27 protein-coding genes are annotated in these 24821 nt (G+C 43.0%); 17 read left to right on the top strand and 10 right to left on the bottom strand.

Annotated features, from left to right (window positions below):
* Positions 1-45: 45 nt before the first annotated feature.
* Entirely contained in the window at positions 46-900 is an 855-nt protein-coding gene (locus tag ACFQZS_RS01655; protein ID WP_377096687.1) for an alpha/beta hydrolase, read from the bottom strand.
* Between the two features lie 532 nt (positions 901-1432).
* Here ACFQZS_RS01655 and ACFQZS_RS01660 point away from each other — a divergent pair.
* On the top strand, positions 1433-3136 hold the full coding sequence (locus ACFQZS_RS01660; RefSeq protein WP_377096688.1) for an endo-1,4-beta-xylanase: 1704 nt from the start codon (positions 1433-1435) through the stop codon (positions 3134-3136).
* Between the two features lie 373 nt (positions 3137-3509).
* Here the strand turns inward: ACFQZS_RS01660 and ACFQZS_RS01665 are convergent, their stop codons facing one another.
* The gene (locus ACFQZS_RS01665; protein WP_377096690.1) at positions 3510-4715 is read right to left on the bottom strand and encodes a GAF domain-containing sensor histidine kinase; all 1206 of its coding nucleotides are present in this window, start codon (positions 4713-4715) and stop codon (positions 3510-3512) included.
* A 199-nt stretch (positions 4716-4914) separates the two neighbouring features.
* Positions 4915-5940: a hypothetical protein gene (locus tag ACFQZS_RS01670; protein WP_377096692.1), complete on the bottom strand. Its 1026-nt coding sequence runs from the start codon at positions 5938-5940 to the stop codon at positions 4915-4917.
* Positions 5941-6129: 189 nt separating this feature from the next.
* Here ACFQZS_RS01670 and ACFQZS_RS01675 point away from each other — a divergent pair, with 189 nt between their 5' ends.
* From ACFQZS_RS01675 to ACFQZS_RS01685, 3 genes are all read left to right on the top strand, one after another.
* Complete coding sequence (locus ACFQZS_RS01675) at positions 6130-6780, top strand: MgtC/SapB family protein (RefSeq protein WP_377096693.1); 651 nt, start codon at positions 6130-6132, stop codon at positions 6778-6780.
* A gap of 103 nt (positions 6781-6883) precedes the next feature.
* Positions 6884-7075 carry a cold-shock protein gene (locus tag ACFQZS_RS01680; RefSeq protein ID WP_377096695.1) on the top strand — a complete coding sequence of 64 codons (192 nt, stop codon included), beginning with the start codon at positions 6884-6886 and terminating at the stop codon, positions 7073-7075.
* 5 nt (positions 7076-7080) lie between these two features.
* Positions 7081-7533 (top strand): cold-shock protein, encoded by a 453-nt coding sequence (locus tag ACFQZS_RS01685; protein WP_377096697.1) that lies wholly within the window; start codon positions 7081-7083, stop codon positions 7531-7533.
* Positions 7534-7701: 168 nt separating this feature from the next.
* Here ACFQZS_RS01685 and ACFQZS_RS01690 read toward each other — a convergent pair whose 3' ends face one another.
* The gene (locus ACFQZS_RS01690; RefSeq protein WP_377096699.1) at positions 7702-8235 is read right to left on the bottom strand and encodes a YceI family protein; all 534 of its coding nucleotides are present in this window, start codon (positions 8233-8235) and stop codon (positions 7702-7704) included.
* Between the two features lie 258 nt (positions 8236-8493).
* Here ACFQZS_RS01690 and ACFQZS_RS01695 point away from each other — a divergent pair, with 258 nt between their 5' ends.
* The 7 genes from ACFQZS_RS01695 (at position 8494) to ACFQZS_RS01725 (ending at position 15215) form a co-directional block, all read left to right on the top strand.
* On the top strand, positions 8494-8928 hold the full coding sequence (locus ACFQZS_RS01695; protein WP_377096700.1) for a LexA family protein: 435 nt from the start codon (positions 8494-8496) through the stop codon (positions 8926-8928).
* Positions 8906-10165, top strand: a complete 1260-nt coding sequence (locus tag ACFQZS_RS01700) for a Y-family DNA polymerase (RefSeq protein ID WP_377096702.1) — start codon at positions 8906-8908, stop codon at positions 10163-10165. The genes ACFQZS_RS01695 and ACFQZS_RS01700 overlap by 23 nt, the downstream gene beginning before the upstream one ends.
* Before the next feature lie 66 nt (positions 10166-10231).
* Positions 10232-10843, top strand: a complete 612-nt coding sequence (locus tag ACFQZS_RS01705) for an SOS response-associated peptidase family protein (protein WP_377096704.1) — start codon at positions 10232-10234, stop codon at positions 10841-10843.
* Positions 10844-11165: 322 nt separating this feature from the next.
* Positions 11166-12923, top strand: coding sequence for a circadian clock protein KaiC (kaiC, locus tag ACFQZS_RS01710; protein ID WP_377096706.1), 1758 nt, complete (start codon positions 11166-11168; stop codon positions 12921-12923).
* Positions 12923-13216 carry a circadian clock KaiB family protein gene (locus ACFQZS_RS01715; RefSeq protein ID WP_377096707.1) on the top strand — a complete coding sequence of 98 codons (294 nt, stop codon included), beginning with the start codon at positions 12923-12925 and terminating at the stop codon, positions 13214-13216. Before kaiC ends, ACFQZS_RS01715 begins: the two co-directional genes overlap by 1 nt.
* Before the next feature lie 3 nt (positions 13217-13219).
* Entirely contained in the window at positions 13220-13540 is a 321-nt protein-coding gene (locus ACFQZS_RS01720; RefSeq protein ID WP_377096709.1) for a circadian clock KaiB family protein, read from the top strand.
* Positions 13541-13547: 7 nt separating this feature from the next.
* A complete protein-coding gene (locus tag ACFQZS_RS01725) occupies positions 13548-15215 on the top strand; it encodes a PAS domain-containing sensor histidine kinase (protein ID WP_377096711.1) in 1668 nt (555 codons plus the stop codon).
* Positions 15216-15221: 6 nt separating this feature from the next.
* Here ACFQZS_RS01725 and ACFQZS_RS01730 read toward each other — a convergent pair whose 3' ends face one another.
* Entirely contained in the window at positions 15222-16052 is an 831-nt protein-coding gene (locus ACFQZS_RS01730) for an ion transporter (protein WP_377096713.1), read from the bottom strand.
* A gap of 165 nt (positions 16053-16217) precedes the next feature.
* Between ACFQZS_RS01730 and ACFQZS_RS01735 the strand changes: the two genes are divergently transcribed.
* From ACFQZS_RS01735 to ACFQZS_RS01750, 4 genes are all read left to right on the top strand, one after another.
* Complete coding sequence (locus ACFQZS_RS01735) at positions 16218-16808, top strand: class I SAM-dependent methyltransferase (protein ID WP_377096715.1); 591 nt, start codon at positions 16218-16220, stop codon at positions 16806-16808.
* Entirely contained in the window at positions 16805-17308 is a 504-nt protein-coding gene (locus ACFQZS_RS01740) for a hypothetical protein (RefSeq protein ID WP_377096716.1), read from the top strand. The genes ACFQZS_RS01735 and ACFQZS_RS01740 overlap by 4 nt, the downstream gene beginning before the upstream one ends.
* Before the next feature lie 12 nt (positions 17309-17320).
* Complete coding sequence (locus ACFQZS_RS01745) at positions 17321-17683, top strand: diacylglycerol kinase (protein WP_377096717.1); 363 nt, start codon at positions 17321-17323, stop codon at positions 17681-17683.
* A gap of 71 nt (positions 17684-17754) precedes the next feature.
* Entirely contained in the window at positions 17755-19386 is a 1632-nt protein-coding gene (locus tag ACFQZS_RS01750) for an ArnT family glycosyltransferase (RefSeq protein ID WP_377096719.1), read from the top strand.
* Positions 19387-19618: 232 nt separating this feature from the next.
* Here the strand turns inward: ACFQZS_RS01750 and ACFQZS_RS01755 are convergent, their stop codons facing one another.
* The 3 genes from ACFQZS_RS01755 to ACFQZS_RS01765 form a co-directional block, all read right to left on the bottom strand.
* A complete protein-coding gene (locus ACFQZS_RS01755) occupies positions 19619-20194 on the bottom strand; it encodes a DUF1543 domain-containing protein (protein ID WP_377096721.1) in 576 nt (191 codons plus the stop codon).
* 9 nt (positions 20195-20203) lie between these two features.
* The gene (locus tag ACFQZS_RS01760; protein ID WP_377096722.1) at positions 20204-21937 is read right to left on the bottom strand and encodes an FAD/NAD(P)-binding protein; all 1734 of its coding nucleotides are present in this window, start codon (positions 21935-21937) and stop codon (positions 20204-20206) included.
* Positions 21938-22022: 85 nt separating this feature from the next.
* Positions 22023-22385: a hypothetical protein gene (locus ACFQZS_RS01765; protein WP_377096724.1), complete on the bottom strand. Its 363-nt coding sequence runs from the start codon at positions 22383-22385 to the stop codon at positions 22023-22025.
* A 101-nt stretch (positions 22386-22486) separates the two neighbouring features.
* Here ACFQZS_RS01765 and ACFQZS_RS01770 point away from each other — a divergent pair, with 101 nt between their 5' ends.
* On the top strand, positions 22487-22975 hold the full coding sequence (locus tag ACFQZS_RS01770) for a hypothetical protein (RefSeq protein WP_377096726.1): 489 nt from the start codon (positions 22487-22489) through the stop codon (positions 22973-22975).
* Positions 22976-23028: 53 nt separating this feature from the next.
* On the opposite strand, the gene ACFQZS_RS01775 is transcribed toward ACFQZS_RS01770, so the two are convergent.
* On the bottom strand, positions 23029-23469 hold the full coding sequence (locus tag ACFQZS_RS01775; protein WP_377096728.1) for an SRPBCC family protein: 441 nt from the start codon (positions 23467-23469) through the stop codon (positions 23029-23031).
* A 160-nt stretch (positions 23470-23629) separates the two neighbouring features.
* On the opposite strand from ACFQZS_RS01775, the gene ACFQZS_RS01780 reads away from it, so the two are divergent.
* Positions 23630-24379 (top strand): hypothetical protein, encoded by a 750-nt coding sequence (locus ACFQZS_RS01780; protein WP_377096729.1) that lies wholly within the window; start codon positions 23630-23632, stop codon positions 24377-24379.
* A 14-nt stretch (positions 24380-24393) separates the two neighbouring features.
* On the opposite strand, the gene ACFQZS_RS01785 is transcribed toward ACFQZS_RS01780, so the two are convergent.
* The gene (locus tag ACFQZS_RS01785) at positions 24394-24798 is read right to left on the bottom strand and encodes a hypothetical protein (protein WP_377096731.1); all 405 of its coding nucleotides are present in this window, start codon (positions 24796-24798) and stop codon (positions 24394-24396) included.
* Positions 24799-24821: the final 23 nt, after the last annotated feature.

Below are 24821 nucleotides of genomic sequence, written 5' to 3' on the forward strand. Positions count from 1 at the left end.
CCGTTCCTATTAAAGGGGACGGACTTTTTTTATTTAAGGGATTTATTACTTTTTAACCAACACGTTAGCCTTTAACCAGGCCTCGGCGTAAGTGGGCCATACCTCGGCGGCGGGGTTTCCGGCGCGCAGGCCATAGCCGTGGCCACCCTTGGGTACCAAATGAAACTCAACCGGGGCCTTGGCTTTTTGCAATGCTAAAGCGTAGGTTACAGAGCTGCCGCCGCTACCATCATCAGCAGCCTGAAAAACAAATGTGGTAGGGGTATTGGCGTCCATTTTACTTAACTCCGGGGTTAGTGTTCTGTTGGGGCCGTCGTTTAGGTAGCCGGGGTAAATTATCATGGCAAATGCCGGTTTAATGGGTAGTTTGTCCAGGTCATCTGCCGGGGTATAGGCATTCTTATCGTACTGTGTACTTAATTTGGCAGCCATATCCGCCCCGGCCGAGAAGCCGATAACGCCTAGTTTATCAGGATCAATTTTCCATTTGGCGGCATTACTTTTTATTACGCGCATGGCACGCTCCAGATCCTGCAAAGCGCCTAAACGCTTTTGTGGGGTTCTATACTCTAAAACAAAAGCCGTATAGCCCATTTTATTGAACCATTGCGCTATTTCTGATCCCTCTTTATCTGTAGCCAGGGTTTCGTATCCACCGCCCGGGCAAACCACTACAGAGTAGCCGTTGTTTAACGATGGCTGTGGCTGAAAAGCTAAAATTGCCGGGTTGGTTACATTGGTTGTTCGCTTAACGTTGCCTGATTGGTTGGCAGATAAAACAGGCTCGTGTTTGGCTTCTGTTTCGCCGGGTACTGCACCGGGCCACAAATAGGTTTTGGTTTGAGCATTTGTACTTAAGGCAGCTATAAAAAGAGCAGCGCATGTCCAGGCAGCTTTCATAACAGATTTAATTTTAGGGTTACAATTGATCGAAGTTAGCAAATTAACATAATTGGCAGGACCCGAAACGCTTATCACAATTTAGTTAGTGATTGGAGGGGGATATAGGAGATATAAGGTAACGGGCGTGTTGCAGGAATATATGCAACACATTGCAACAGTTTGCAACAGTGTTTTTTGTAAATAGTTGACTATAAGTTTTTTATCAATTATTTATGTTTAAACATGCAACACTTTGCAACAGACATATTCGTCAGGAAAATTAGCTGTAAAATAGTTTTAAATACTTGTTTACCAGCTAATTGAAAATTGATGATTTTTGACGCTCGTCTGCAACACTTTTTGTTGTAATAATTGAGGATAACACAGGGGTAGTGAGATCGCTAATTATCCCGGCACATAATTCTAAGTGCCTCGTTACTTGTAACCAACAGTATTGCATTTGCATATAACTTGCAGTTGTGTAACATACTGATTACATTTATCTACCCGATTATAAACAGCGCCCGGCTTTCCGGGCAAAACCAATTGTATGAACACATCTGTACTAAAAATGTGCTGCTTGGCTGCGGCTGTACTATTTGCTACCTCTTGTAAAAAAGGAAACACCGATAATCCAACGCCAGCACCACCTGTTACCACCACTACCACAACGCTTATTCCCGGTTATACAGACACTGCCGGGGTACTTAAAGCATTAACCGCGTCAAAATTTGGTGCCATGGGTTTTGCGGTAACCTATAATTTGATGGCCAATAACGCCGATTACCGCAATACCGTAAAGCGACATGGCGATGTGGTTACTTTTGGTAACGAGTTAAAAGAAGGATCAATAGTAAAAAGCGATGGCAGCTATGATTACAGCACGGCCGATGCTTTATATAATGTTTGCAATACTAACGGTTTACAGGTGTTTGGGCATACGCTGGTATGGCACTCGCAGCAAAATGCCGCCTACCTTAACGGCCTTATTACCGCCGCCGGAAACCCGGGAGTAGGGGGCACACCCGGACCAAATTTATTAGCCAGCTCAAACGGCGATTTTCAACTGGGCACAGGCAGTACATTTACCAATTGGCAAACTTTGGTGGGTGGCACCGCTGCAGCAACCTATGCAGAGGCTACCGGTAATAGTTCAAGCCGCGCGTTGCAGGTAACTGTCACCACACCCGGCGTAAATGGGTATGATGTGCAGGCCATTGGTCCGGTAGTTAGTGTGCCAAGCGCCCCACCGGCCCGTACCATTAATTTCTCTATAGATATTAAAGCCGCTGCAGCGGGTGGTAAGGTGAGGGTAGTGGTACAAAACGGCAATTACCTGGCTTATGATATAACACCTACAACCAGCTGGGCTACATATACTTTCTCCTTATCCGTTGCCGAAGCGGCAGCTACTATAAGGTTAAATTTCCCTAACGCGGGTACGTATACCATTGATAATATTACTGCCAGCGACCCAAGCCAGGGAACACCCGGCTCAGGGGCGGCACCTGCCACAGCCGCGCAGGCAGCTGCCGTTATTGATAACGAAATGAAGCGTTACATAACCACCAGCATAAACCATTATGCCGGCAAAATAAACGCCTGGGATGTGGTGAACGAAGTTATTGCTGATGGCAACGCCGCAATGCGCACAGATGCTAACTCAGGTGCGGGGAGCAATCAGTTTTTTTACGGGAAGTACCTGGGTGTTAAATACGATCAGGATAATTATGTTCTAAAAGCCTTTAAATATGCCAAGCAAGCCAATGCAAGTGTGCTGAGGTTTATTAATGATTATAACCTTGATTATTCGCGTACCAAAACCGACTCGCTGGTGGCCCTGGTTAACTTTATCAATAAGGACGGCGCGGCGCTGGTAGACGGCATAGGCACCCAAATGCATATCAGCGTTAACAGTAATAAAAGCAATATTGACTATTCGTTCCAAAAGTTGGCCTCAACAGGTTTAAAGATCAAGATCTCTGAAATGGACGTAGCAGCTAACACCGCTAAATCAGGCTCGTTCACAGCCGACGCCATAACGCTGGCGGCCCAGGCAGATATGTATAAATATGTTATACAATCGTACATAACCAATGTACCCGCAGCGCAGCGTTATGGCGTTACGGTTTGGGGCGTAGCCGATAGCGACAGTTGGATCAATACCGCCGCTAATCCTGATGTGCCTTTGTTGTTTGATAAGAACTATATTAAAAAGGCGGCTTTTGTGGGGGTGAAGTTAGGGGTGAAGTAAGTTGGTTGATTGGTGATTAGTTGTTTCCCTCTTGGCTTTGCTGGAACGAATCAATCCTCAAGCTATAGGGAGCGAAAATGTCCTTGCCATAGACGCTCGTTTATTTTGAATTTGATCGTTATCCCCGCTTACATCCACCTCATAGGCAGCGGTTTCACCAATGTAAAATAGATAATAAGAGCCAGTATTAGGGCAATTAATACCATTTCCCAGATCCTGTGTTGTTGTTTAGGATTTTTCATAAGCCTTGGGAGGCTAAAGTTACGGGTATATCCCACAACCCTACTGACGAATAAGGCAGATTTTAAAACTTGGTATTTCGGGTTCGAAGCACGTCTGCAGAGGAATTAATGGTTGTAGAATGGAGGTTAGCCTATTTTTTAAGCCTGACAGTGAAAACACTACCCTCGCCATACGCTGACTTTACAGTTATTTCGCTGTTTAATAAACGCAGCAGGTCTTTTACGGTTGATAGCCCTATGCCAGAGCCCTGGGTTTTAAACCGGTCTTTTGCATTTATGGTAAAGTTATTTTCAAAGATCCGCTCCTGCAGTTCTTCGGCAATGCCTATGCCATTATCCTTTATTTCCAGATGATAAAAATGCTCGTCTTCTGCAAAGGCTATCCGGATCATCGGGTTTTCCTTGTCGTTATACCTGATGGCATTACTTAGCAGATTAATAATAATTTGCTCAAACGCTATAACGGAGTAGTGGATAATGTTTCTGTTAGGCGGTAATTCAACCTGCACATCTTCCGGCACGGTTAAAAGGCCTAACACTTTTTGTAAAAGCCCGTTCAGTTCAAACTGCTGTTTCTTTTGCAGTAGCAGGGTGGGGTTTTTAGAGTATGCCAGCATCTCGTCAACCAGTGTAAGCAAATTATCCGTCGCGGTAATATTCATGTTAACCAGGCGCAGGCAACCATCATCCTGCAATTTTTCGTGCCGCATTTTAAGCGCCTGCGAGGTTAGTTTAATACTGCTCAATGGGTTCTTAATGTCATGCGCGGCCATAGATGCAAACTTTTGAATAAGCACGTTGGCATTCAACAGGTCCTGGTTTGATTTTTCCAGGTTAAGTACTTTACGGCGTAACTCTATTTTATCAACCACCTGCTTGCCCAATGCTTTTAAAGCGTTGGTCTGCATCTCAGTAAAATTATGACTTTGCAGATCCATAACGCAAAGTGTGCCTAAAGCGTAACCATCCTCATTAACCAGCGGTACGCCTGCATAAAAAGTTACATTAGCCTCAGATACAACGGGGTTGTCTGCAAAACGCTCGTCCTGTGTAGCATCGGGCACTATAAGCAGATCACCTGTGCCAGCTATTGTGTGTGTGCAAAAAGACAGATCACGAAAGTTTTCGGTTAAGTCCGTACCAATATGCGATTTGAACCATTGGCGTTGACCATCAATAAAAGTAATCAGAGATATAGGTGTTTGGCATATGGCCGAGGCTATAGAAGCAATGGCATCAAAATCCTGTTCCTCTCCGCTATCCATAATATGATAAGATTCAAGGGCGATAAGCCTTTCCGTCTCATTTTCAGGAAGCAACAGTTCTTTTTCTGCCATGTTAAATATTAAGGTACAAACGTAAGCTTTTAAGATGATTGGTAGGCATAACAAGCATATTATAGCATTGTTTTAACGTTTGTTTAGCCGTTTGTGGCAGGCTGATAAACAAAACAGCCCCTGCCGGCTTTATAACCGTACCAGAGGCTGTTTACAGATTGGCTAAGCGCCAATCTTCAATCTTTAATAACTAATCTTATCACCCAAAATTAACCGTAATACTGCCATTGGTACTCACCTTTACCGGTGCGCCACCGCCATTAACGGTACCATCAACTTTATCATCGTCTTTGCTGCCGTTAAAGTTGCTTAGCTGGTTTATTTTTATGCGCTGAGCACGTAGTTTAAGGTTAAGGCCCTGGTTGGGCATACTTAAGTTGATACTGCCGCCGGAGTTATCCAAAGTTAAATATTTACCCACCTTGGTAATGCTGGCGTTTATGCTGCCGCCATTGGTTGATGCATCTAAACTGCCTGATATATTCTGCAGGGCCATGCTGCCCCCGCTGGTATGGGTGGTGAGTTCGCCGGTTATATTATTGGCGCTAACAGAACCGCCGCTTGTATTGGCCTCAATGGTGCCACCCAGATCGGTTAAGCTTAAAGAGCCGCCCGAAGTAGACAGGTTGATATTACCGTTGCAGTTTTGAGCCTTAATGCTACCGCCGCTGGTTCTAAGCGTTATCTGGCTTTTTGAATTTGCTATGCTGATGCTACCGCCGCTGGTGTGTCCGTTTATATTGCCGCTTAGCTGGTCAAGTTTTAAACTGCCGCCGCTGGTTGAAAAATCGTGGCTGCCGTTCAAATCGGCCATTACTATACTGCCGCCGCTGGTATTTAATTTGGTTGATACGTTTTTTGGCACATATATTTTAAACGAGATGCTTAAGCCGTTTTTCCAGTTAAAAAATTTATCTTTTTGGGTAGCGGTAGCGCTTAGCTGTCCGTTAGCGGCAGAAACATTAAGGGTATAATCTTCGGCCAGGCGCTCTTCAATTTCCGCTTTGCTCAGGGTTTTGTTGTTTTGGCCTTTAATGTAAACCTCAACGCGTGCCTCGCCGGCTGCAACGCCGTTAACGGTTATGCTGCCGCCCGATGTGCGTGCTAAAACGTTTTGAACAGACGCGCTGTTAAAAGTTTTTGTTAAATACGGCGTGTTATCTGTTTGCGCATAAGCGGCTGTACTTAGCGCTGCTGCTAATAAAAAACTGAGAAATTTTTTCATGATGCTTTGGTTTATGCCTTATATGACGCTTTATAGCAGGCAAAGGTTACACCAAATTACTAATTAATTGATATACAGCAAAATATAAGGATATGGTAAAAAATAAATTGCATCAATAACGAACAATTACCGTACGGTTTTGGGGCTTGTTTACGCACGTTTAATTTAAACTAAACACAATATTAATAAATGCGTTTACTGTGCATGGATTTTGGTATAGAGTTAAAAGACATTTTCAGTATCATCACCTCAATTATTTGCGGGGGCATTATCGGGTTTGAGCGGGAGTATAAAAACAAATCGACAGGCTTTCGAACCATTATGCTTATTACATTAGGCTCAACCATTTTTACCATTGTATCAAAACACGGCGTTGGTGCAGACGACCGGATATCGGCCAATATTATAACCGGCATAGGTTTTATAGGCGCGGGTGTTATTTTTAAGGATAAAATGTCTGTGCTGGGTTTAACCACTGCTGCCGTTATATGGACATCGGCCGCTATTGGCATGACGGCGGGGATAGGTTACTATTCGCTGGCCATTGTGTTTACAATTATAACCTGGATAGTGTTGGTAATGGTGAATAAGGTGGAAGGGCTGATAGGTAACCTAAAGAAAAGTAAGATAATTAACATAACCTTTGACGGGTACGACCTGCAGCAGCTTAGCCAGGTAGAAGAAAAAATAAAAGACCTGCATTTACACAGCAAGCGCCTGCAAATTTTTAAGGCTGATAAGGTGCTTTGCGCCGTTTTAGAAGTATCGGGCACAAAAAGTAACGCCGATAAGCTTTCCACAGAGATGCTTAACATGACCCAAATCAAGGAGTTTCATTAGTAAAAGCACGCAAAACGCGGATTAATTTGGTAATATGTATAACTATTTGCCTATTAATACAAATTTACCGTATCTTGCACGCTTAACATTTTTAAAAACAATCATGGCAACAGGTACAGTAAAATTTTTTAACACTTCTAAAGGCTTTGGCTTCATCGTTCCTGATGGTGGCGGCAAAGAAGTATTTGCACACGTAACAGGTTTAATTGACGAGATTCGCGAAGGCGATTCAGTTACCTACGAAGTTGAAGACGGCAAAAAAGGTCCGAGCGCGGTTAAAGTTAAATTAGCGTAATCACCTTGGCCAGATCAACAGAAACATTCAATAAAAAAGAACGGGAAAAAAAACGTCAGAAAAAATCGCAGGATAAAAAGGAGAAGGCACTGGACCGTAAGGCAAGCGCCACCAAGGGAAAAAGCCTGGAAGATATGATGGCCTATATTGATGAATATGGCAACATCACGTCAACCCCTCCGGATCCATCGCGTAAATTGAAGGTAAACTCTCAGGATATACAAATAGCTGTTCCTAAACAGGAAAACATTGTTGAGGATATTGTACGTACTGGTATAGTGGCATTTTTTAACGAGGCCAAAGGTTATGGCTTTATTAAGGACATGCAAACCCAGGAAAGCATTTTTGTGCACGCCAATAGCCTTAGCGAACCTATTAAGGAAAACAACAAAGTAACGTTTGAAGTGGAGCCCGGACAAAAAGGGCCAACCGCTGTAAGAGTAAAAATATCCAGGTAACTATTGATCTTCTTGTTTGCACCGGTTAGCCGGCCATTCAAAACAGGGTAGGATTTAAAAAACAAAGCCATCTGCATTTGCAGATGGCTTTTCTGTTATCACCCTCACTATCCCGGAATGAACGGGATTCTCTAACTAATCACTAATCAACCAATCACTAATCTCTGCTTAAGCTTGCTTTGCAAACTGAACGTTAAATATTAGTTTAACCTCGTCGCTTACCACAACAGAACCGGCTTCGGTTATGCCATCCCAGGTAAGGCCAAATTCTTTACGGTTAATTTTGCCCGTAACATCAAAACCTGCTTTTGTGTTACCATAAAAATCTGTTGCAACACCACCGTACTCGGCAGCAAGGGTAACAGGTTTGGTAACGCCTTTTATAGTTAAATCGCCTTTAAGCGTATAATCACCGCCGTCTTTCTCAAAAGATTTTGATTTGAAAGTTATAGCCGGATATTTTTCAGCGTCGAAAAAGTCAGCGCCTTTTAGGTGTCCGTCGCGTTGATCCTGGTTGGTATCAATGCTGTTAACGTCTAAACTGATATTGATATCAGCGCCGGTAAAATCGTCATTATCTGTTTCCAAGGTACCTTCAAACTTTTTGAACGAACCGGTAACGGTTGATATAACCAGGTGTTTTACCTTAAATTGTACTTCTGAGTGCATGGGGTCTAATACCCATTTTGTTATTGTTGCCATTGTAATAGAGTTTTAATTTTAAATGATAGAACAAATGTAAATAATATATGTTTAAACATGTAATTTAATTATTCAATATTACAATGCGCAGACATATAGTTGTTTAAACATGTAAATGCTTGAATTGTTTTTACTTAGCACATAGATGTAAGGCCGAAAAAACGATCAGCCACCTTATGCTACACAACCAAAAAAAGACTATTTAAGGCAGGGTTAATAAATCATACTATATTTGCTAATAATATTAGTAAATATAGTATGTTAAAGATAAGAAAACATCGTCAGAAAAGAGATGTATTAGGTTTCAGGTTGCCGATGTTGACTTATGAAGAGCCGGAACTGGACGTGAGTGAGATAATTGTTATAGACCCGGACAATACGTTCTTTATGCGCATGGGTAGTACAGCCATGACAAGCTATCATATTCTTAACGACCATATATTAGTTATAGACCGCTCACTTACGCCAGTTACCGGTAGCATAGTTGTATTTTTTTACGAAGGCCATTTTTACACGAGAGTGTATATGCCCCAGACAGGGAGATTAGTATTGAAGGGTAACACTGCAGGTGATGACATAAGTATTGAGCAAGGGAATCATTTTGCCTGTTGGGGAGTTGTTACTCTTACGCTTAACCCTGTGTTGCAGCCTCAACACCGTATTGGGAGGTATGCTAATGTTTGCGCATGTTGATATTAATAACTGCTACGTAAGCTGCGAGCGGCTTTTCAGACCTGAACTGGAGGGCAGGGTAGTAGTGGTACTATCTAATAATGACGGCTGCGTAATAGCCCGAAGCAACGAAGCGAAAGCTCTTGGCATAAAAATGGCCGACGCCGAATTTATGGTGCGCAAACATCTCAAGGAAAATAACGCGGTTATATTCAGCAGTAATTATCCGTTGTATGCAGATATGAGCGCGCGCCTGATGAATAACCTTTCACGGTATACCTATACATTGATGGTGTACAGCATTGATGAAGCCTTTATGGCGTTAGGCGATATTACAGGCCTTGATCTTGAAAAACATGCATGCATGATCAGCCGTAATGTTATGCGTGATACGGGCTTGCCCATTACCATAGGTGTAGGCCCTACCATGGCATTAGCTAAATTGGCAAATAAGGCTGCTAAAAAGCTAAAAAGGGCTTATCTGGTGTTAGATACTGCTGAGAAGATTGATAATACAATTAAAAACTTCCCCATAGAAGATGTATGGGGCGTTGGGATAGCTTACTATAATAAACTGGTAGCGTATGGTATTAAAACGGCTCATGATTTTAGAGAATTAAAATCAGATTTTGTACGTCAGCACATGACGGTGCAAGGCTGGCGGCTGCACCAGGAGCTTTGGGGTAAGCCCTGCAATATTATTCGTGATGTGGCTGACAGATCAAAAGGAATTGAGAGCAGTCAGAGTTTTAACACCTACCAAACCAATCTGGAGGCTATTGAGGAAGCAGTTGCTATGCACGCCGCAACGGTAGCTCTTAAGCTCAGGCAGCAAAAAAGCATGGCTGTAACATTAACCGTTTATATTCGCACCAATAAACACAACGTTAAGCACGACCAGCATTATCCAAGCATTACGGTAAAAGTTCCTTTTGCCGCAAATAGTACGCATCAGCTTACCAGGGTAGCCGTTCAGGCCATCCGGGCAATATGGCAATCTGGTTATAATTATCTTAAAACCGGCGTGCGTGCCACCGGTATTATCCCCGAAGGCGAGGTGCAGTATAACCTGTTCGCGGGTTACGAACACAGCCGGGAGCAGAAACTTGCAAGTTTAATTGACGATTTGAACAAACGGTATGGCCGTGGAACCCTACGCCTGGCAGCAGAGGGTTTTGACCGTAAATGGGTAATGAAACAGGAGTTTTTAAGCCAACAGTACACCACTAACTGGAAAGAAATAGTTGTAACTAAATAGCTTTAAGTTTTAAAACCTGTAATTAATTGCTAAAAATATTAGCTTTGAATTAAATTCTGTTGGATTATGTGCGGACATGTTGAAATAGGCGAACAAAAAGATGTTAAGATCATTACCCGTGACGGGGGATCGTATACAGCTAAAAACAATGGCAGCGGCAACCCGGGCTCTATGTTGCCTGTAGTGACTGATGCCGCGCCGGATAGAGTGCAGCAGTTTCGATGGGGATTATTGTCGCTTGATGATGATCGTATTCATAGCAAAAGTAAACACGCACGTATTGAATCACTGTTTTTAGTGCCGCAGTGGAAAGAATTGATAGGCCGTAAACATTGTGTTGTACGCATACAGGCTTTTTTTGAATACAACAAAGAGCAGGAGCGCACCTATCGTATTGAGCGTGCAGACGGACAACCGTTTTACATTGCAGGTATTTGGGATATTTGGTTTGACATTAAAACCGGTGTGTTGCTGCCAACCTTCGCTATGATAACTATGCCGCCCAACGCGGCGATGACTGACGTTCACGACCGCATGCCGGCTATTTTAGAGCGTACGGATATAAAAACATGGATAAACAGCAACTACACCGGCCAACAGCGCGTTGCACATCTGCGTAGTAACCCGTGTCCGCCTGAAAACCTAAAGATCACCGTACATAAAGAATCGAAACGCTAAGGCAAACGGTTTTATGCGGGGTATGTTGGTTTTCTTACAGTTAAAAACCATGTAGTTTTCTTCAAACACTCCTCCTTTAAGCCCACGTTAATTACATCTTCCATTGTTCTGTATATTTTTCAATACGAAAAAAAAACAATATTATTCGAGTTGTTGTTTATAGTCCAAGCCGTTGATAAATGGCTTTTTTCGGCAACATATTTAGCGGAGTTGACTATGTATATTAAAACTCCTGAGCGTAATTTTACGTATGTTGTTTAAAGTTATTTTATTGATTATTTGTTGAATAAAACGCTGTTTTTATAGTTCTAAGAAATAAAGAATGAGTAAAACCTCAAAAAAAGTTTCACCTACACCATTGCAAGCACTGCCAAAGTCGGCCACAGGTATTATCGGGTTAGATGAAATAACAGGCGGTGGGTTCCCAACGGGAAGACCCACCCTAATATGTGGCGACGCGGGAAGTGGTAAAACGCTGCTTTCTATGGAGTTTATAGTACGCGGGGCTACAGAATTTGGCGAGCCGGGCGTATTTATGGCTTTTGAAGAAAAGGCGAGTGAATTAGCAACCAACGTCGCGTCATTAGGCTTTGATCTGAAAAAATTACAAGCGGATAAAAAAGTAAGGGTAGACCACGTTCATATTGAGCGTGTTGAGATTGAAGAAACAGGCGAGTATGACCTGGAAGGCTTATTTATACGGTTGGGCCATGCTATTGACAGCATTGGTGCTAAGCGTGTGGTACTGGATACTATTGAGAATCTTTTTTCGGGCCTGAGCAACGAGCGTATTCTGCGTGCAGAATTAAGCAGATTATTCCATTGGCTTAAAGAGAAAGGTGTAACAGCCGTAATAACCGGCGAAAGGGGCGAGGGTAGGCTAACCCGGTATGGGTTAGAGGAGTATATATCAGACTGTGTGATCTTTTTAGATCATCGTGTTATAGATCAGATATCAACACGCCGCCTTCGTATTGTAAAATATCGTGGTACCGTACATGGCACCAACGAATACCCTTTTCTAATTGACGAGGAAGGTATTTCGGTATTACCGGTAACATCCTTACATCTGACTAAAGAAGTGCTGACCGAGCGTATTTCAACCGGTATTGCAGGTTTAGACGAGATGTTGGGAGGTAAAGGTTTCTACAAGGGAAGCAGCATTTTAGTATCAGGCACGGCAGGTACCGGTAAAACCAGTATTGCCGCTTATTTCGCTGCTGAAAGTTGCAAAAGGGGTGAGCGCTGTATTTATTTCTCGTTTGAGGAGTCGCCTAAACAGATCGTCAGGAATATGAGTTCCATAGGCCTAAATGTTCAGCGGTATTTAGATAACGGGCTGCTGCATTTTCACGCATCGCGGCCAACACTTTACGGGCTTGAAATGCACCTGGTGGCTATGCACAAGCATATTCGCAAGTTTAAGCCGCACACCGTAGTGTTAGACCCTATTACTAATTTGATAACCATTGGCTCTATCGGCGAAGTTAAATCAATGTTAGTACGCCTGATAGACTTTTTAATGGAAGAGCAAATTACGGTGGTGTTTACGGCTTTGGCATTAAATACTATTGTAAGCGAGCAAACGGATGAGGGCGTATCATCATTGGTGGATGCCTGGTTGCTGGTGCGCGATATAGAGTACAACGGCGAACGCAACCGGGGTATGTATGTAATGAAATCGCGTGGAATGAAACACTCTAACCAGGTTAGGGAATTTATAATAACAGATAATGGCCTTAGCCTTGTTGATGTTTATTTAGGGCCTGATGGTGTATTAACGGGGGCCGCGCGCGAAGCGGAACAACTTAAAGAATATGCGGGCCGTGCCATACGAGACTATGCGCTTGACAGAAAGGACAGAGAGGTGCTGCGCAAGCGTAAGGTATTAGAATCAAAGATATCAAGCTTGCAAGCCGAATTTGAATCTGTTGAAGAAGAGCTGAATAAAATTTACCTGGAAGACGAATTGAAAAAAAGTATCCTGGAGCAAAACCGTAAAGAGTTAACGAATATGCGACGCGAACGCATAGATGATGATGCGAAAGCAGCCCCCGCTAAAAAGAAAGGCAAGAAATAATGACACCCTCAAAATCAAAAAAAGCCTGGGAACTGCGTTTGTATGTTGCCGGTAAAACAATTAAATCTGTTACGGCGCTGGCTAATCTTCAAAAATATTGCGAAGAACATTTAAAAGGACAATATGTTATAGAGGTGATAGATCTGCTTGAGAAGCCGCAACTGGCAGAGGGCGATCAGATATTTGCAATACCAACATTAGTTAGAAAGGTGCCGGAACCGATACGTAAGATCATCGGTGATCTATCTAACGAAGAAAAAGTTTTAGTAGGGTTGAATATTCGCCCTGCATAGCCGATGAAGACAGAACAGTGGTTACAGGAAGATAGCAGCCAAAACGAGGGCGAGATAAGGTATCAACTACGTTTATTTATAACGGGGGCGTCCCCTAATTCTACGCGCGCGGTTGACAACCTGACAGCCTTTTGCGAAAATAACCTGCCGGGTAATTACTCGCTTGAAGTTATTGACGTTTACCAGCAACCTGCTGTGGCACAAACAGAACAAATAATAGCCCTGCCTTTACTAATAACAAACGGCACAGAAACAAAAAGGCGATTAGTAGGCGATATGTCTGACACGCAAAAACTATTTAGATATTTTAGTTTAACCCCTTGAGCAACCCATGGAACAGCAACCCACCTACCAACAGCTGCTGAACGAGAACAAGGAGTTACGATGGCAGTTAGAAGAAGCAAGTGACGCGATTGATGCCATCCGCAACGGACAGGTTGACGCGCTAATTGTAAAAGACGGAGATGGCGGCCCACAGCTATACACCTTAAAAAGCGCCGATCAAACCTATCGTGTTTTTGTTGAACAAATGAATGAAGGCGCGGTAACATTAAACCGCGAGGGGCTAATATTATACAGTAACTCCCGTTTTGCTACGTTAGTGAGTAAGCCGTTAGAAAAGGTTATTGGCTTTAACTTTGCTGATTTCGTGGCCGGAGATAAGGCTGTTTTCCTTGAAATTTTAACCGGAAGCTGGGAAAAAGGCTGTAAAGTAGAAGTGCTGATAGGTACTGATGACAATAACATTCCTTGCCTGCTATCATGCAATGCAATGGATTTTGACGGCGGGACGGCGCTAAGCATCATCGCGACCGATCTATCTATACAGAAAGAAAATCAGCTGCAATTGGAGATGCAGTTTGATCAACTGGAAGTGGCGCAACAGTTAACGCAAAAACTAAACGATGAGTTAGAAGAAACTGTTAAGGTAAGAACTAAAGACCTGACTATCAGTAGGGAATATTTGAAGTTGTTGATGGACAATATCCCTCAAATGACCTGGACAAATCTGCCTGATGGTGAAATAACGTTTTTAAATAAGCGCTGGTACACCTATACCGGCAGTACGCCCGGACCGGGTGAAAATAACAGTTTCCGGTCTTTCGTTCATCCGCAGGACCTAAAACTTACAGAAAAACACTATTACGGCGCTCTGCGAAGTGGTAATGTTTTTGAGTTTGAAAATCGCTATAAAAAAGCCGATGGTACCTATCGCTGGCACCTTAACCGGGGTATCCCACTGCAAGATGAAAATGGAGAGATCCTGTTTTGGGTTGGTTCTGCTACCGATATTGAGGAGCAGAAGCAGGCCATGGATAAAAAAGATGAGTTTATTGGGATTGCCAGTCACGAACTGAAAACGCCGCTTACAAGTTTAAAGGGCTACATACAACTGATGGGTATGTACAAGAAGGAAGAGGTGCCGCAACCGATTAAACTATACATAGCAAAAGCTAACATCGCCATTAACAAACTGCAGCATCTGATAAACGATTTGCTGGATGTTAGCAAGATCCAAGCCGGTAGGTTAGAATACATGATGGCTAATGTAAATCTGGCCGAAATGGTAAACGCAGGGGTTGACAGCGCCATCCAAATGTACCCCGATTACATAATCAACCATAACGTAGCGCCCGACCTGCCGGTTTACGGCAACGCTGAACGCCTGGAACAGGTTTTGAACAATCTGGTAAGCAACGCGGCTAAATACTCAAAAGCAGGCAGCCAGATAACTATAGAAGGAAAAGTTGTTGACGGTAACGTACGTGTATCGGTAACTGATGAGGGCATTGGACTGTCTACAGAGCAACGCGAAAAGATCTTTGAGCGTTTTTACCGGGTAGAGGATAAAACTTTTAGCGCCAGCGGACTGGGCATGGGGCTTTACATCTCTACAGAGATAATTAACCACCACAAAGGGAAGATAGATGTACAAAGCGAGTTGGATAAAGGCTCAACTTTCTATTTCATACTGCCCGTATCAAAAGGCAATCAATAACAATTGCTATCTCCCTACAAATAACGATGCGCCGCAGTGCTTGCAAAAAAGCGCGTCACTTTCATGCCCTTCGCGGCCACAGTTCAGGCAAGATTCCGGTAACTCCTTCCGTTTTCGCGCGGCCATGGCTATATCGTGCGTAATAATACCGGTAGGCACCGCGATAATGGCATAACCTATCAGCATAACAACCGAAGCCACAAACTTACCCATAGGGGTAACCGGCGAGATATCGCCATAGCCCACGGTGGTGATAGTAACAATGGCCCAGTAAATACTTTCGGGGATATTGGAGAATCCGTTCTCCCGTTTTTCAACCAGGTACATAATAGAACCTAGTATTACGGTGAGCGTTAGTACAGTAAGCAGGAAAATACTGATCTTGCGCAGGCTGCCTTTCAGTGCTGTGGTCAGAAAGTCTATCTCGGTAAGAAACTCCGCCAGCTTGAATATGCGAAATACCCTTAACAGGCGCAGCGCCCTGAACACCAGCAAGGCCTGCGCGCCCGGAAATATCAGACTGAGATAGGAGGGGATAAGGGCTATAAGGTCTATCAAACCCAAAACACTAAAAACATAGCGCCAAGGCTTACGGATGCTCACCAATCGCAGAATATACTCAATTGTAAATAAGAAAGTGTAAAACCATTCCAGCCTGTTAAAAAGCGTGGCGCAGGGTCTGTGCAGACTCTCCACGCTATCCAGCATTACCACAAGGATGCTGGTAAAAATAGCGATGAGGAGGCCGACGTCAAAAGCCTTGCCTGCCCGGGTATTTGATTCGTATATGATCTCGTGCAGGCGGTAGCGCCAATCTGCGGATTGTGTTGTGGGCATGTTGGTTAAACAGGAGTAAAGCGGGATTGTTTACCTGCGGTTAGTGGCGACTGATCTATGTGATTAACAATAGATTTAACTTTCGTCCTATTTTATTTGAAAGTACTTTGAAATTAAAAGTAAAATAATACTTTTGTCTTATTATTCGGGTAAAATTATTTTTCGATGAGTAAACAAACCGACTCCTTTTATAACAAATTCTCGTTCTTCTATCCACTTGTGGATGTGTTCCTTAAATCGCAGAAAAAGGTGTTGTTTGCCCACATCAATAGCTTACCTGATGGCCATTTGCTGGAGATTGGTGTTGGTAACGGCTCCCATTTCGGGTTGTATAAAAAGCATAGGGTAATTGGGATAGACACGTCGGCGGCAATGCTTAATGCTGCCCGAAAGCATTGTAACGAAAGGATCCAGCTTTTAGAGATGAACGGGGAGAGCCTATTATTTGAAGATGAAAAATTTGATTATGTGGTGCTTTCCCATGTTATCGCGGTTGTAGATCATCCGGAGCAATTACTTAACCAAGTGTGGCGGGTATTAAAACCACACGGGCAGTTGTTTATTCTTAATCATTTTACGCCGCCTAACTGGTTGGGTTATATTGATGGCGCTTTTCAGCAGGTTTCAAAAATGCTGCATTTCAGGTCGGTTTTTCATATCCATCAAATAGCGGCCATCAAAAATTTCACACTACTTAAGCACCTGAACTTTGGCGCGGCATCCTATTTTAAACTGCTGATCTACCAAAAAAGATGAAAAGGAAATACATACTTATCCTGATAGCACTTTTTATCAGTCTTTTTATCTACCTGTTTTACAGAACAGACCACACGCTGGTTAACCGCTTGCTTATTTATCTCATCTCGCCCGGTACCTACACAAGGTTAAAGGCAATTATTAGCCACGCCTTGTCGTTAAATGATGTTATTGTGTACTCTTTACCCGAAGGCTTATGGGTGTTTTGCATTACGCTCACTTCCAGGCATTACTATATCAGGCTGGCCGGGTGGCAGATGGATTGCCTGTATATCCCTTTAATTTTCTCTGTTGGTTTAGAGCTGTTTCAACTGCTTCATATTACCAACGGCCGGTTTGATTTGATGGACATTGCCGTTTCACTCCTGTTTTGGATATTAGGTGCCTATCGTATTAGCGGTACTTATCAGCAACAAAATATTTTAAAACAGTTTAACTTTAAAACCACGGTATGTTTAGTAAGTTATGGCATTGTCTATTTGGCTCACGTTTTTAAATAGATTGTAAATATAATGAATAGGATAAGGCGACATTTATCAAGCTACCGTTATTCCGTACGCGGGATAGTATTTGCATTTAGGTATGAAAATAACATGCTCATTCACCTTGCAGCTGCAATTGCCGTCGTAGTTGTAAATGCGCTTCTGCACGTTAACCCAACCGAGTGGCTTATAACCTTGATATTAATAGCGCTGGCATGGATGGCAGAGATATTTAATACCGCTATAGAAAAATTAGCCGACAGGGTTACTAAAGAACAGGATGAGCTGATAGGGAAGGCGAAAGATCTGGCATCGGGCGCGGTGCTGGTAATTTGCTTTTTCGCGGTGATATGCGCTAGTATTATTTATCTGCCGTATATTTTGAAGTTGTAAGGGCCCAATTGCGTTAAGGTTTTGTAAAAAAAAATCATGACCTTGCACCCGTCAAAAAACACCTGCTGTTGATGAAAAAATTAACGGAAGCAAATGCCCGCTCGTTTACCATAACGCTAATAATAGTTACCTTTTTTATACGCCTGTTGATAGCCGCCTATACCGGGCTGGGCAACGGCGAATCGTACTATTTTCGTGGCGCGCTGCACCTGGAATGGAGCTATTTTGACCAGCCGCCATTGTTCTTTTGGTTCGGCGGCCTCAGCATAAAACTATTCGGCCTTACCAATTTCGGCATCCGTTTTCCAAGCGTTTTGTTGTTTGCGGGTACTACCTGGTTACTGTATTTAATTACTCAGAAAATATTTAATGCTAAAGCAGGTTTTTGGGCTGCTGTTGTAATGAATTTGAGCGCGGTATTTACTGTGGCTACCGCGGTTTGGTTCCAGCCTGATGGGCCGCTGATGTTTTTTTGGTTGGCCGCCACCTGGTATTTGGTTAAACTAATGGGTATAGGCGAGGAAAGGCCCCTGGATGTTAAAACTGATAAAAACAAAATATACCGTTTATGGCTACTTACCGGCATCTGTTTGGGCCTGGCCACCTTAAGTAAATACCATGTGCTGTTTATGTTTGCCGGCGTATTTTTATTTGTGTGCACCCGCAAAGACAGGCGGCATTGGCTTACGCATCCGGGGCCGTATTTAGCGGTATTGATTACTATTTTAATGGCTGCCCCGGTAATTTGGTGGAACTACAATAACAATTGGGTGTCATTTGTATGGCAAGGCGAACGCGCGGGTACCCGCGATCAGGCTTTTAAATGGCACATAGATTGGTTTTTACGCAGCATAGGGGGGCAGGCCGCCTGGTTGCTGCCCTGGATCTGGTTCCCGACCGTAAGGCAGCTGTTTGTAAGCTGGAAAGAGCGGGTGAAACCGGAGTATGGCTTTAACTTTTGGATGGCTGTATTGCCCATTGTATTTTTTACGGTGCTTACCCTGTGGGCAGATCTGCAATACCATTTCCACTGGCAGGCGCCCGGTTACATGATGTTGTTTATGCCTTTGGGTTTCGTTATTGATAAGGCGCTAACGGGTGCTAACGAGGCCCGCAAAATACTCACCCGCAGATGGCTCAATTTCTCTATTTACTTTACTGTAATTACCATTACCGTATTGGGCTTGCACCTGGTTACAGGTTTTTGGCAAAGCTACGGCCCTAAATGGGTGGCAAGTTTGGGAGGGGGTAAGGTTGATCCTACTATACAGGGTGTTGATTTTGATGAGGTAATGACCCGTTTTGAAAAAGAAGGCTGGTTAAATAATGATAAAGTGTTTGCAGGCAGCAGCCGCTGGTGGCTGGCCGGTAAAGTTGATTGGGCCTTAAAAGGTAAAAAGCCTATTATCTGTTTTAACCGCGATGCCCGCAACCTTGCTTTTTTAGTAGACCCGAAGACTTTATTAGGTAAAGACGCCATTGTTATTGGCGAAGCAAACGCGTATGATGAAACGATTTACAGGGACGGCACCCCATTTTTTGACAGCATTACCCGGCTGGCAGATATCCCCATCATTCGCGGTGGGGTAGTAGAGGAGCACCTGCAGGTTTACTATTGTAAAAACTTTCACCAATCAAAAATGCCGCTGCCCGATTACCCGGTTTACAGACAATTGAATGGGTTAGTGCCTTTTGGGAAATAAATATAAAAACAGTGTCATCTCGAACGATAGTGAGAGATCCATACATGACATTATAGGCGACATGCTTTGTGTATAGATCTCTCCTTAGGTCGAGATGACAAATTCCTTAAATAATAACATTTCGGTGTAGGGAGGGGTAATCACCGTGCTAAACCCATTCCCGCCAATGCATAAACCAGACGCACCATTCACAGGAAAGGATTTCTGGAGTGGAATTACTTTTAACATGTAGTTATACATACACCTTATCCAGCTTTAAATAACCCAGCTGGATAGCATCAGCTATGCCTTCAGCATTAAGTTCAAGGTTGATATGGTAGTTGTTTTTATCATCATCGCTCAGCAGATCATCAATCCGGTAGATCTCGTCTACATCAATACCATATTTCTCGTCTATATGCGCGGCAGCGCTTTTTATGGCTTTAATAGTATTGCTTTTAAAAAAATCTGTAGTGGTGGCTGCTTTTATCGCCCATTTGCGGTCGTCTTGCACGGTAAGCAAGGTGTAATGCTGTTCTTCCAGTTTGCCGCTTATGTAGCCGCCCAGGTTTACAAAAAACAGGCGTTTGCTGTTGTTAGGTTGAGCTGCCGATTTAGGCGCAATGCTTACCCGGTAACCCTCAACGTGCGTTATTTCGCGCCAGCCGTCAATATGCAGACTGCTGCCTGCCTCGGGCCAAAAATCGCGCATGCGGGGTATTAGCTCATGCATTTCATTAGCAATGCCGAAAAAGAAATCGTGCTGCTCAACATTTCGCTGCGGAGCTTTTGATCCTAATAAAACCATAAAAAGCTTCAAATCTGCCATATTGTTACATTAGCATGCTTTGGCTAACTGATTTCCTGTGATAGCCTCAATTATAGCGACCGACGCCGCTTCACAAAAATCAAGTCCCGAATAGTCAGGATTATAACCACCTATCAGCGGAACCGCCATAACATATATCCTGTCGTTAAGCGCGTTAAACTTATCCAAAAGCTGAAAATGATCGTTTACAGCCATACCCGGTACAACTAAATAATAATCTTCATCGCTGCCTTTTATAACAGGTTTTTCCGCATCGTTTAACAATTTTCTACCCACTGCAGCATCGCGAAAGCGTAAAGTAGCAGCACTTGCCGTATTATCATTAATAAGGCTTTTATAGGGAATATCATTAAATGCCAGATGCGGTTGACCAATACAATCAACAAACAGCGGGTAATGATGTTCCTGCTCCTGGCCTTTTTCGTCGGTGTATTTGTAAACGGCACCACCATCTTTATGCGGCGTAACTTCGCTGTCTTCGCCAACGGTTACCATAGTTAGCCTGCCTGCATCATGCAGCGCCATCAAGGCTTCGGCCGAGCTTTGCGGTACAAAAGCTATCACTACGGATATCAGCGGCATTAATGTTTTTTGCAGGCGCAGCATATCTTCTGCCGAGAAATACTTGGCCGGATAATTCATGGCGAAGCTTAATACCGCCAGCATTTCCTTCCAGTAAACAGATTCGTGGCGGATAATTGATTCGCGCGCTTCTACATACTCTTTTTTAAGCAGATCAAAAGGATCCTGGTTTTCACGATAGGTCATCACCATATCAACAAAGCCTTCCATATTAAGCTGCGCTATCTTTTTATAAAATTCCGGGTCGTTTTTGCGGATGTGTGTTTTAAAATTCTGCTCAAAAACATAATCTAACGACAAAAAGCCATCGTTTTCTTTGCGATTGGCGCTTACTTCCTCATCGCTTAAAACAGTATCCTTACCTAAATGACTATCTTCTAAATGAAAACGCACCGCTGGCAGCAAGCCATTGCGGGTGTGCATTACTATGCTAAAATTGGGGCTTTCCTCATTTGCATAAAATTTAAGGATCCCTTTTTCATCTTTTTCAAAACGCCCGTTATGCCGGGCCAGTGTACGTATAGCATCAATAGCCGTAAGCGAAGCTCCCCTTATAGCGACGGTATGATCGGCATGCAGCGCAATTTTTTGCGGCGGGTAGGGCGAATCAAACCAGCCGGGTACTTTATCCTCGTACTTTTTAGCCCAAACATGTCCGCTGCAAATTACAACGCGGCTGTAATGTTTTTCGCCAGTATCTGTAACAACTACAACCTCATTTTTGTCGGGCGCGTCAATAACATCATGCACCAAAGTGTTATAGTATATCTGGGTGTTTACGTTTTGCTGCCGGGCCTGTTTAAGCAGCAGTTTAAACTGCGCGTTAAGGTATTGGCCAAACAATAGCCTCGGCAGTACTTTATACTCGTTAAACTTTCCGGGGTCTATGTTGTATTTGTCAAGCGTGTCTTTGGGTACAGTTTTTATCCATTCCTGTACGGTGGTTACCAATTCCGGGATCTCATTGCCAGACACATTGGTTATATGCTCATCGGCCGCGCCATCATGGCTGTAAGGCATGCCGCAGCCCAGGCAATCATTTTTCTCGTAAATATGTACTTCCAGTCCGGGTGTGGCGTTCTCAATAAGTTGCTTATACATAAACAAACCGCCGGGGCCCCCACCAATAATGGCTATCGTGTTATTTTGATGTGTTTTCAATAGATATAAGTATTTGCAGCAATATAACCGTGCAACCTGCGCTTTGTTTAGTGCCAGAAATACTTATCGGCAGAACTTTTTGGAGTTACCCTCTCAACCTTAATTCGGGTACTATAATTTTTTCAATCAATAAGCTCCGGGTATCGTTGGCATCCACACTAATAGCGCCATGATTATTAAGCGCATCCACAGCCTCCTGTGCTTCGCGCGTTGATGCTGCATGCACACTAATAATAGTGCCGAAGCGCGCTAATGAGGCATAATGGTCAGCCTCGTCCTGGTTTTCGTACAGGTGGCTAAATAAGTTGCCCACGCGGTCACTTTCTGCCCTGGTTGGGTCGTTGGTATGGCGGTCAATGTTTTCGTTCTCAAACTCATTGGCTAATAAATAATCAGCTGCCTGTTCTGCAAGGGCAGGGTTGGCAAAAATTCCTATTACTGTTATCATATCTGGATAAATGAATAAGCAAGTTAATTGTTTTACAGGAGCTTTATAAATATTGGCAGCGCATTTGCTTATGTTTTACATACCTATAAAAACAAAACAATATGATTTATAAAGACGACGAGTTTCTGAATGATTTTGAGGATCAACAGGAACAAAACGAACTTACCGCCCACATTGAAAAACCGGCGGATAATGGAACACCTAACGCTTATGTAGTTAAAGACGATGCCGGCGTAGAAGAAAAAAACCTGCAGCGCAGCTATTTATTTGGCGATGCCGAAATGAAACCCGTGCGTGAAGGGCAACCTATGGGCGGCGAAAGCTTTGGCGAAAATAATGTAACGCCTGCCGGTGATGATAAAAATAATCCATCGCAGAACGCGGGATATAGTAACGCTTACTTTGGGCGTACGGAACCTGCAGAGGAACACCCAGAGAACAGCAATTTTACCACAGATGGCGAGAACGGCCATGCAGAAGGAACCGTTGACAGTGATGGTGCCGAACAATACGGCGCTCCCGGCCCAATTGAAATTCCGGGTAAAACGGATAATGACGATGACAATGTACAGCGCCATATAGAAACTTAAATAAAGTAATAGAGCCGTCCCGCCGGTACTGGCGGGACGGTTCTATGTTAAGCCTACCTTTCGGCTATTTCTTTCAATTTATTGAGCGCTTTTGGCCATATCTCTTTAAACATGTCAACATAATCGTCGGCCATATCGCAATCAACAGAAAATTCTGTTTGACCATTTACCGTTTTTAGCGTGTAATTTTCGTGCGCGCCGGCCCATTGTTTAACCTTGTCGCTGGTGGTATCCTCTACGCCATCTTTTATTTCGCCCAAATGCTCAATGGATAAAAATTCGTTCGGAATGTTTTCTTCAATGCGCGATACCATGCCATCCGTACCTCCGGGACCTAAAAATAAAGCCTTGCTTCCCTTTTGCCAATCGGTAACAGCGTATGATCCTTCCATAAATGCTGACGTCCATTCGCGGTAAGTTGCGTCGTCAAGTGTTGTTTTCCACACTTTTTCGCGTGGCGCGTTAATTAAAATTTTAAAATGTAGTTTTTCCATTTTGCAGATTTGTTGGTTACCGCAAGTTATAACACATTGCGTTTTAAACTGTTGTGCGAAAAAGACATTTAAAGGGGTGAAAAAGGACAAATTATATTAAACCTTTAGCGTAAATCAGCGTCCAAGTTTCAGTATTTTTGACTCACGTCTATTTATTATTATGAAAAACCTATCACTTTGCTTTACAATTGTTTTTTGCTGGATCTTTTTGCAGGCATGTAAAAAAGGCAACGAGGTTGTATTGGATACTAATACCCCCAAGCCGGTATCTGCTGTTTATAAAGACAGTGTCTCATTTACCGTTAACCAAACAAATTATGTGTTTAATGACAGGTTTGGCTTTGGATCTGGAAATTACGCTATAAACATTAAAAGATCCGAAGTGAAAATACCCGGTGGCAAGCTTGCATCCGAAACAGGGAACGCTTATTGGTACGGTGTGCCCGATTCTACCTTGTATGCTGCCTCTTACACATTAAATTCAAATCCTTATGGTGATCAATTTCAAATAGCCTTTACTAAAAAGTTTAAAGACAGTGATTTGGTCAGGAAAGGGACGTTATTATATCTTCAAAACCACGGCCAGCTATTTAAAACCGGTGAAACTGGCTTTGCGGCGGATCTGGATAAAGAGAACACCATGGAAGGGGTGGCGATAGAGCTTTATGACAGGAAGCTCAATAGTTCATTGATAAGTAAAATACCGGGGTTCTCTATAATAGTTAGATCAAACCTTAAAAAGGACATTCAGAATAATTCACACTTTGTTGTTACCAAAGTAGAAAAAACCAAAGAGGGGCAATATCTTATAGAGGCAAAATTTGATTTAAACTTGTTTGATGAAAACGGAAAATTGTACAAGCTTGAAAACGGTTTTCTAAGACTAAAAGCGCCCGTTTTGTATAACTAAACGCGTATGTTTTGCTATTCAATATAGATAGTGAATAAGTATAGATCAGTTTTATATCTATCAGAATAGTATATATCGAAGCTTTTGCCGCCAATATTTTGAGCATCTTTTAAAGAAAAAGTTAAAGGCTTAAACATCCCGTTTCCTTTAACTATACTATGCTTTATTTTCCTGTCATCTAATAAAATAAGTCCGGTTTCACAATTGCTGCATGGCCTGTCGTTACTATAATTTACGCTGATGCTGTCAGAAGCTTTTAGCGTTAAGGCTTTTATATGAATAATCTTTTCGTATTCGTGTATGTTATATTCTCTGATGAGTTTACCATTATATCGTACGTGCCAATAATCAATAGTATCCGCTCTACTTGTAATAACAGTACACAGAAGCAGTAAGAAGATAAGTGTTTTTGCTACCATGGAATTTTTAGTAAGGATGATCT

The sequence above is a fragment of the Mucilaginibacter calamicampi genome, from assembly GCF_042676765.1.
Classification (GTDB): Bacteria; Bacteroidota; Bacteroidia; order Sphingobacteriales; family Sphingobacteriaceae; genus Mucilaginibacter; species Mucilaginibacter calamicampi.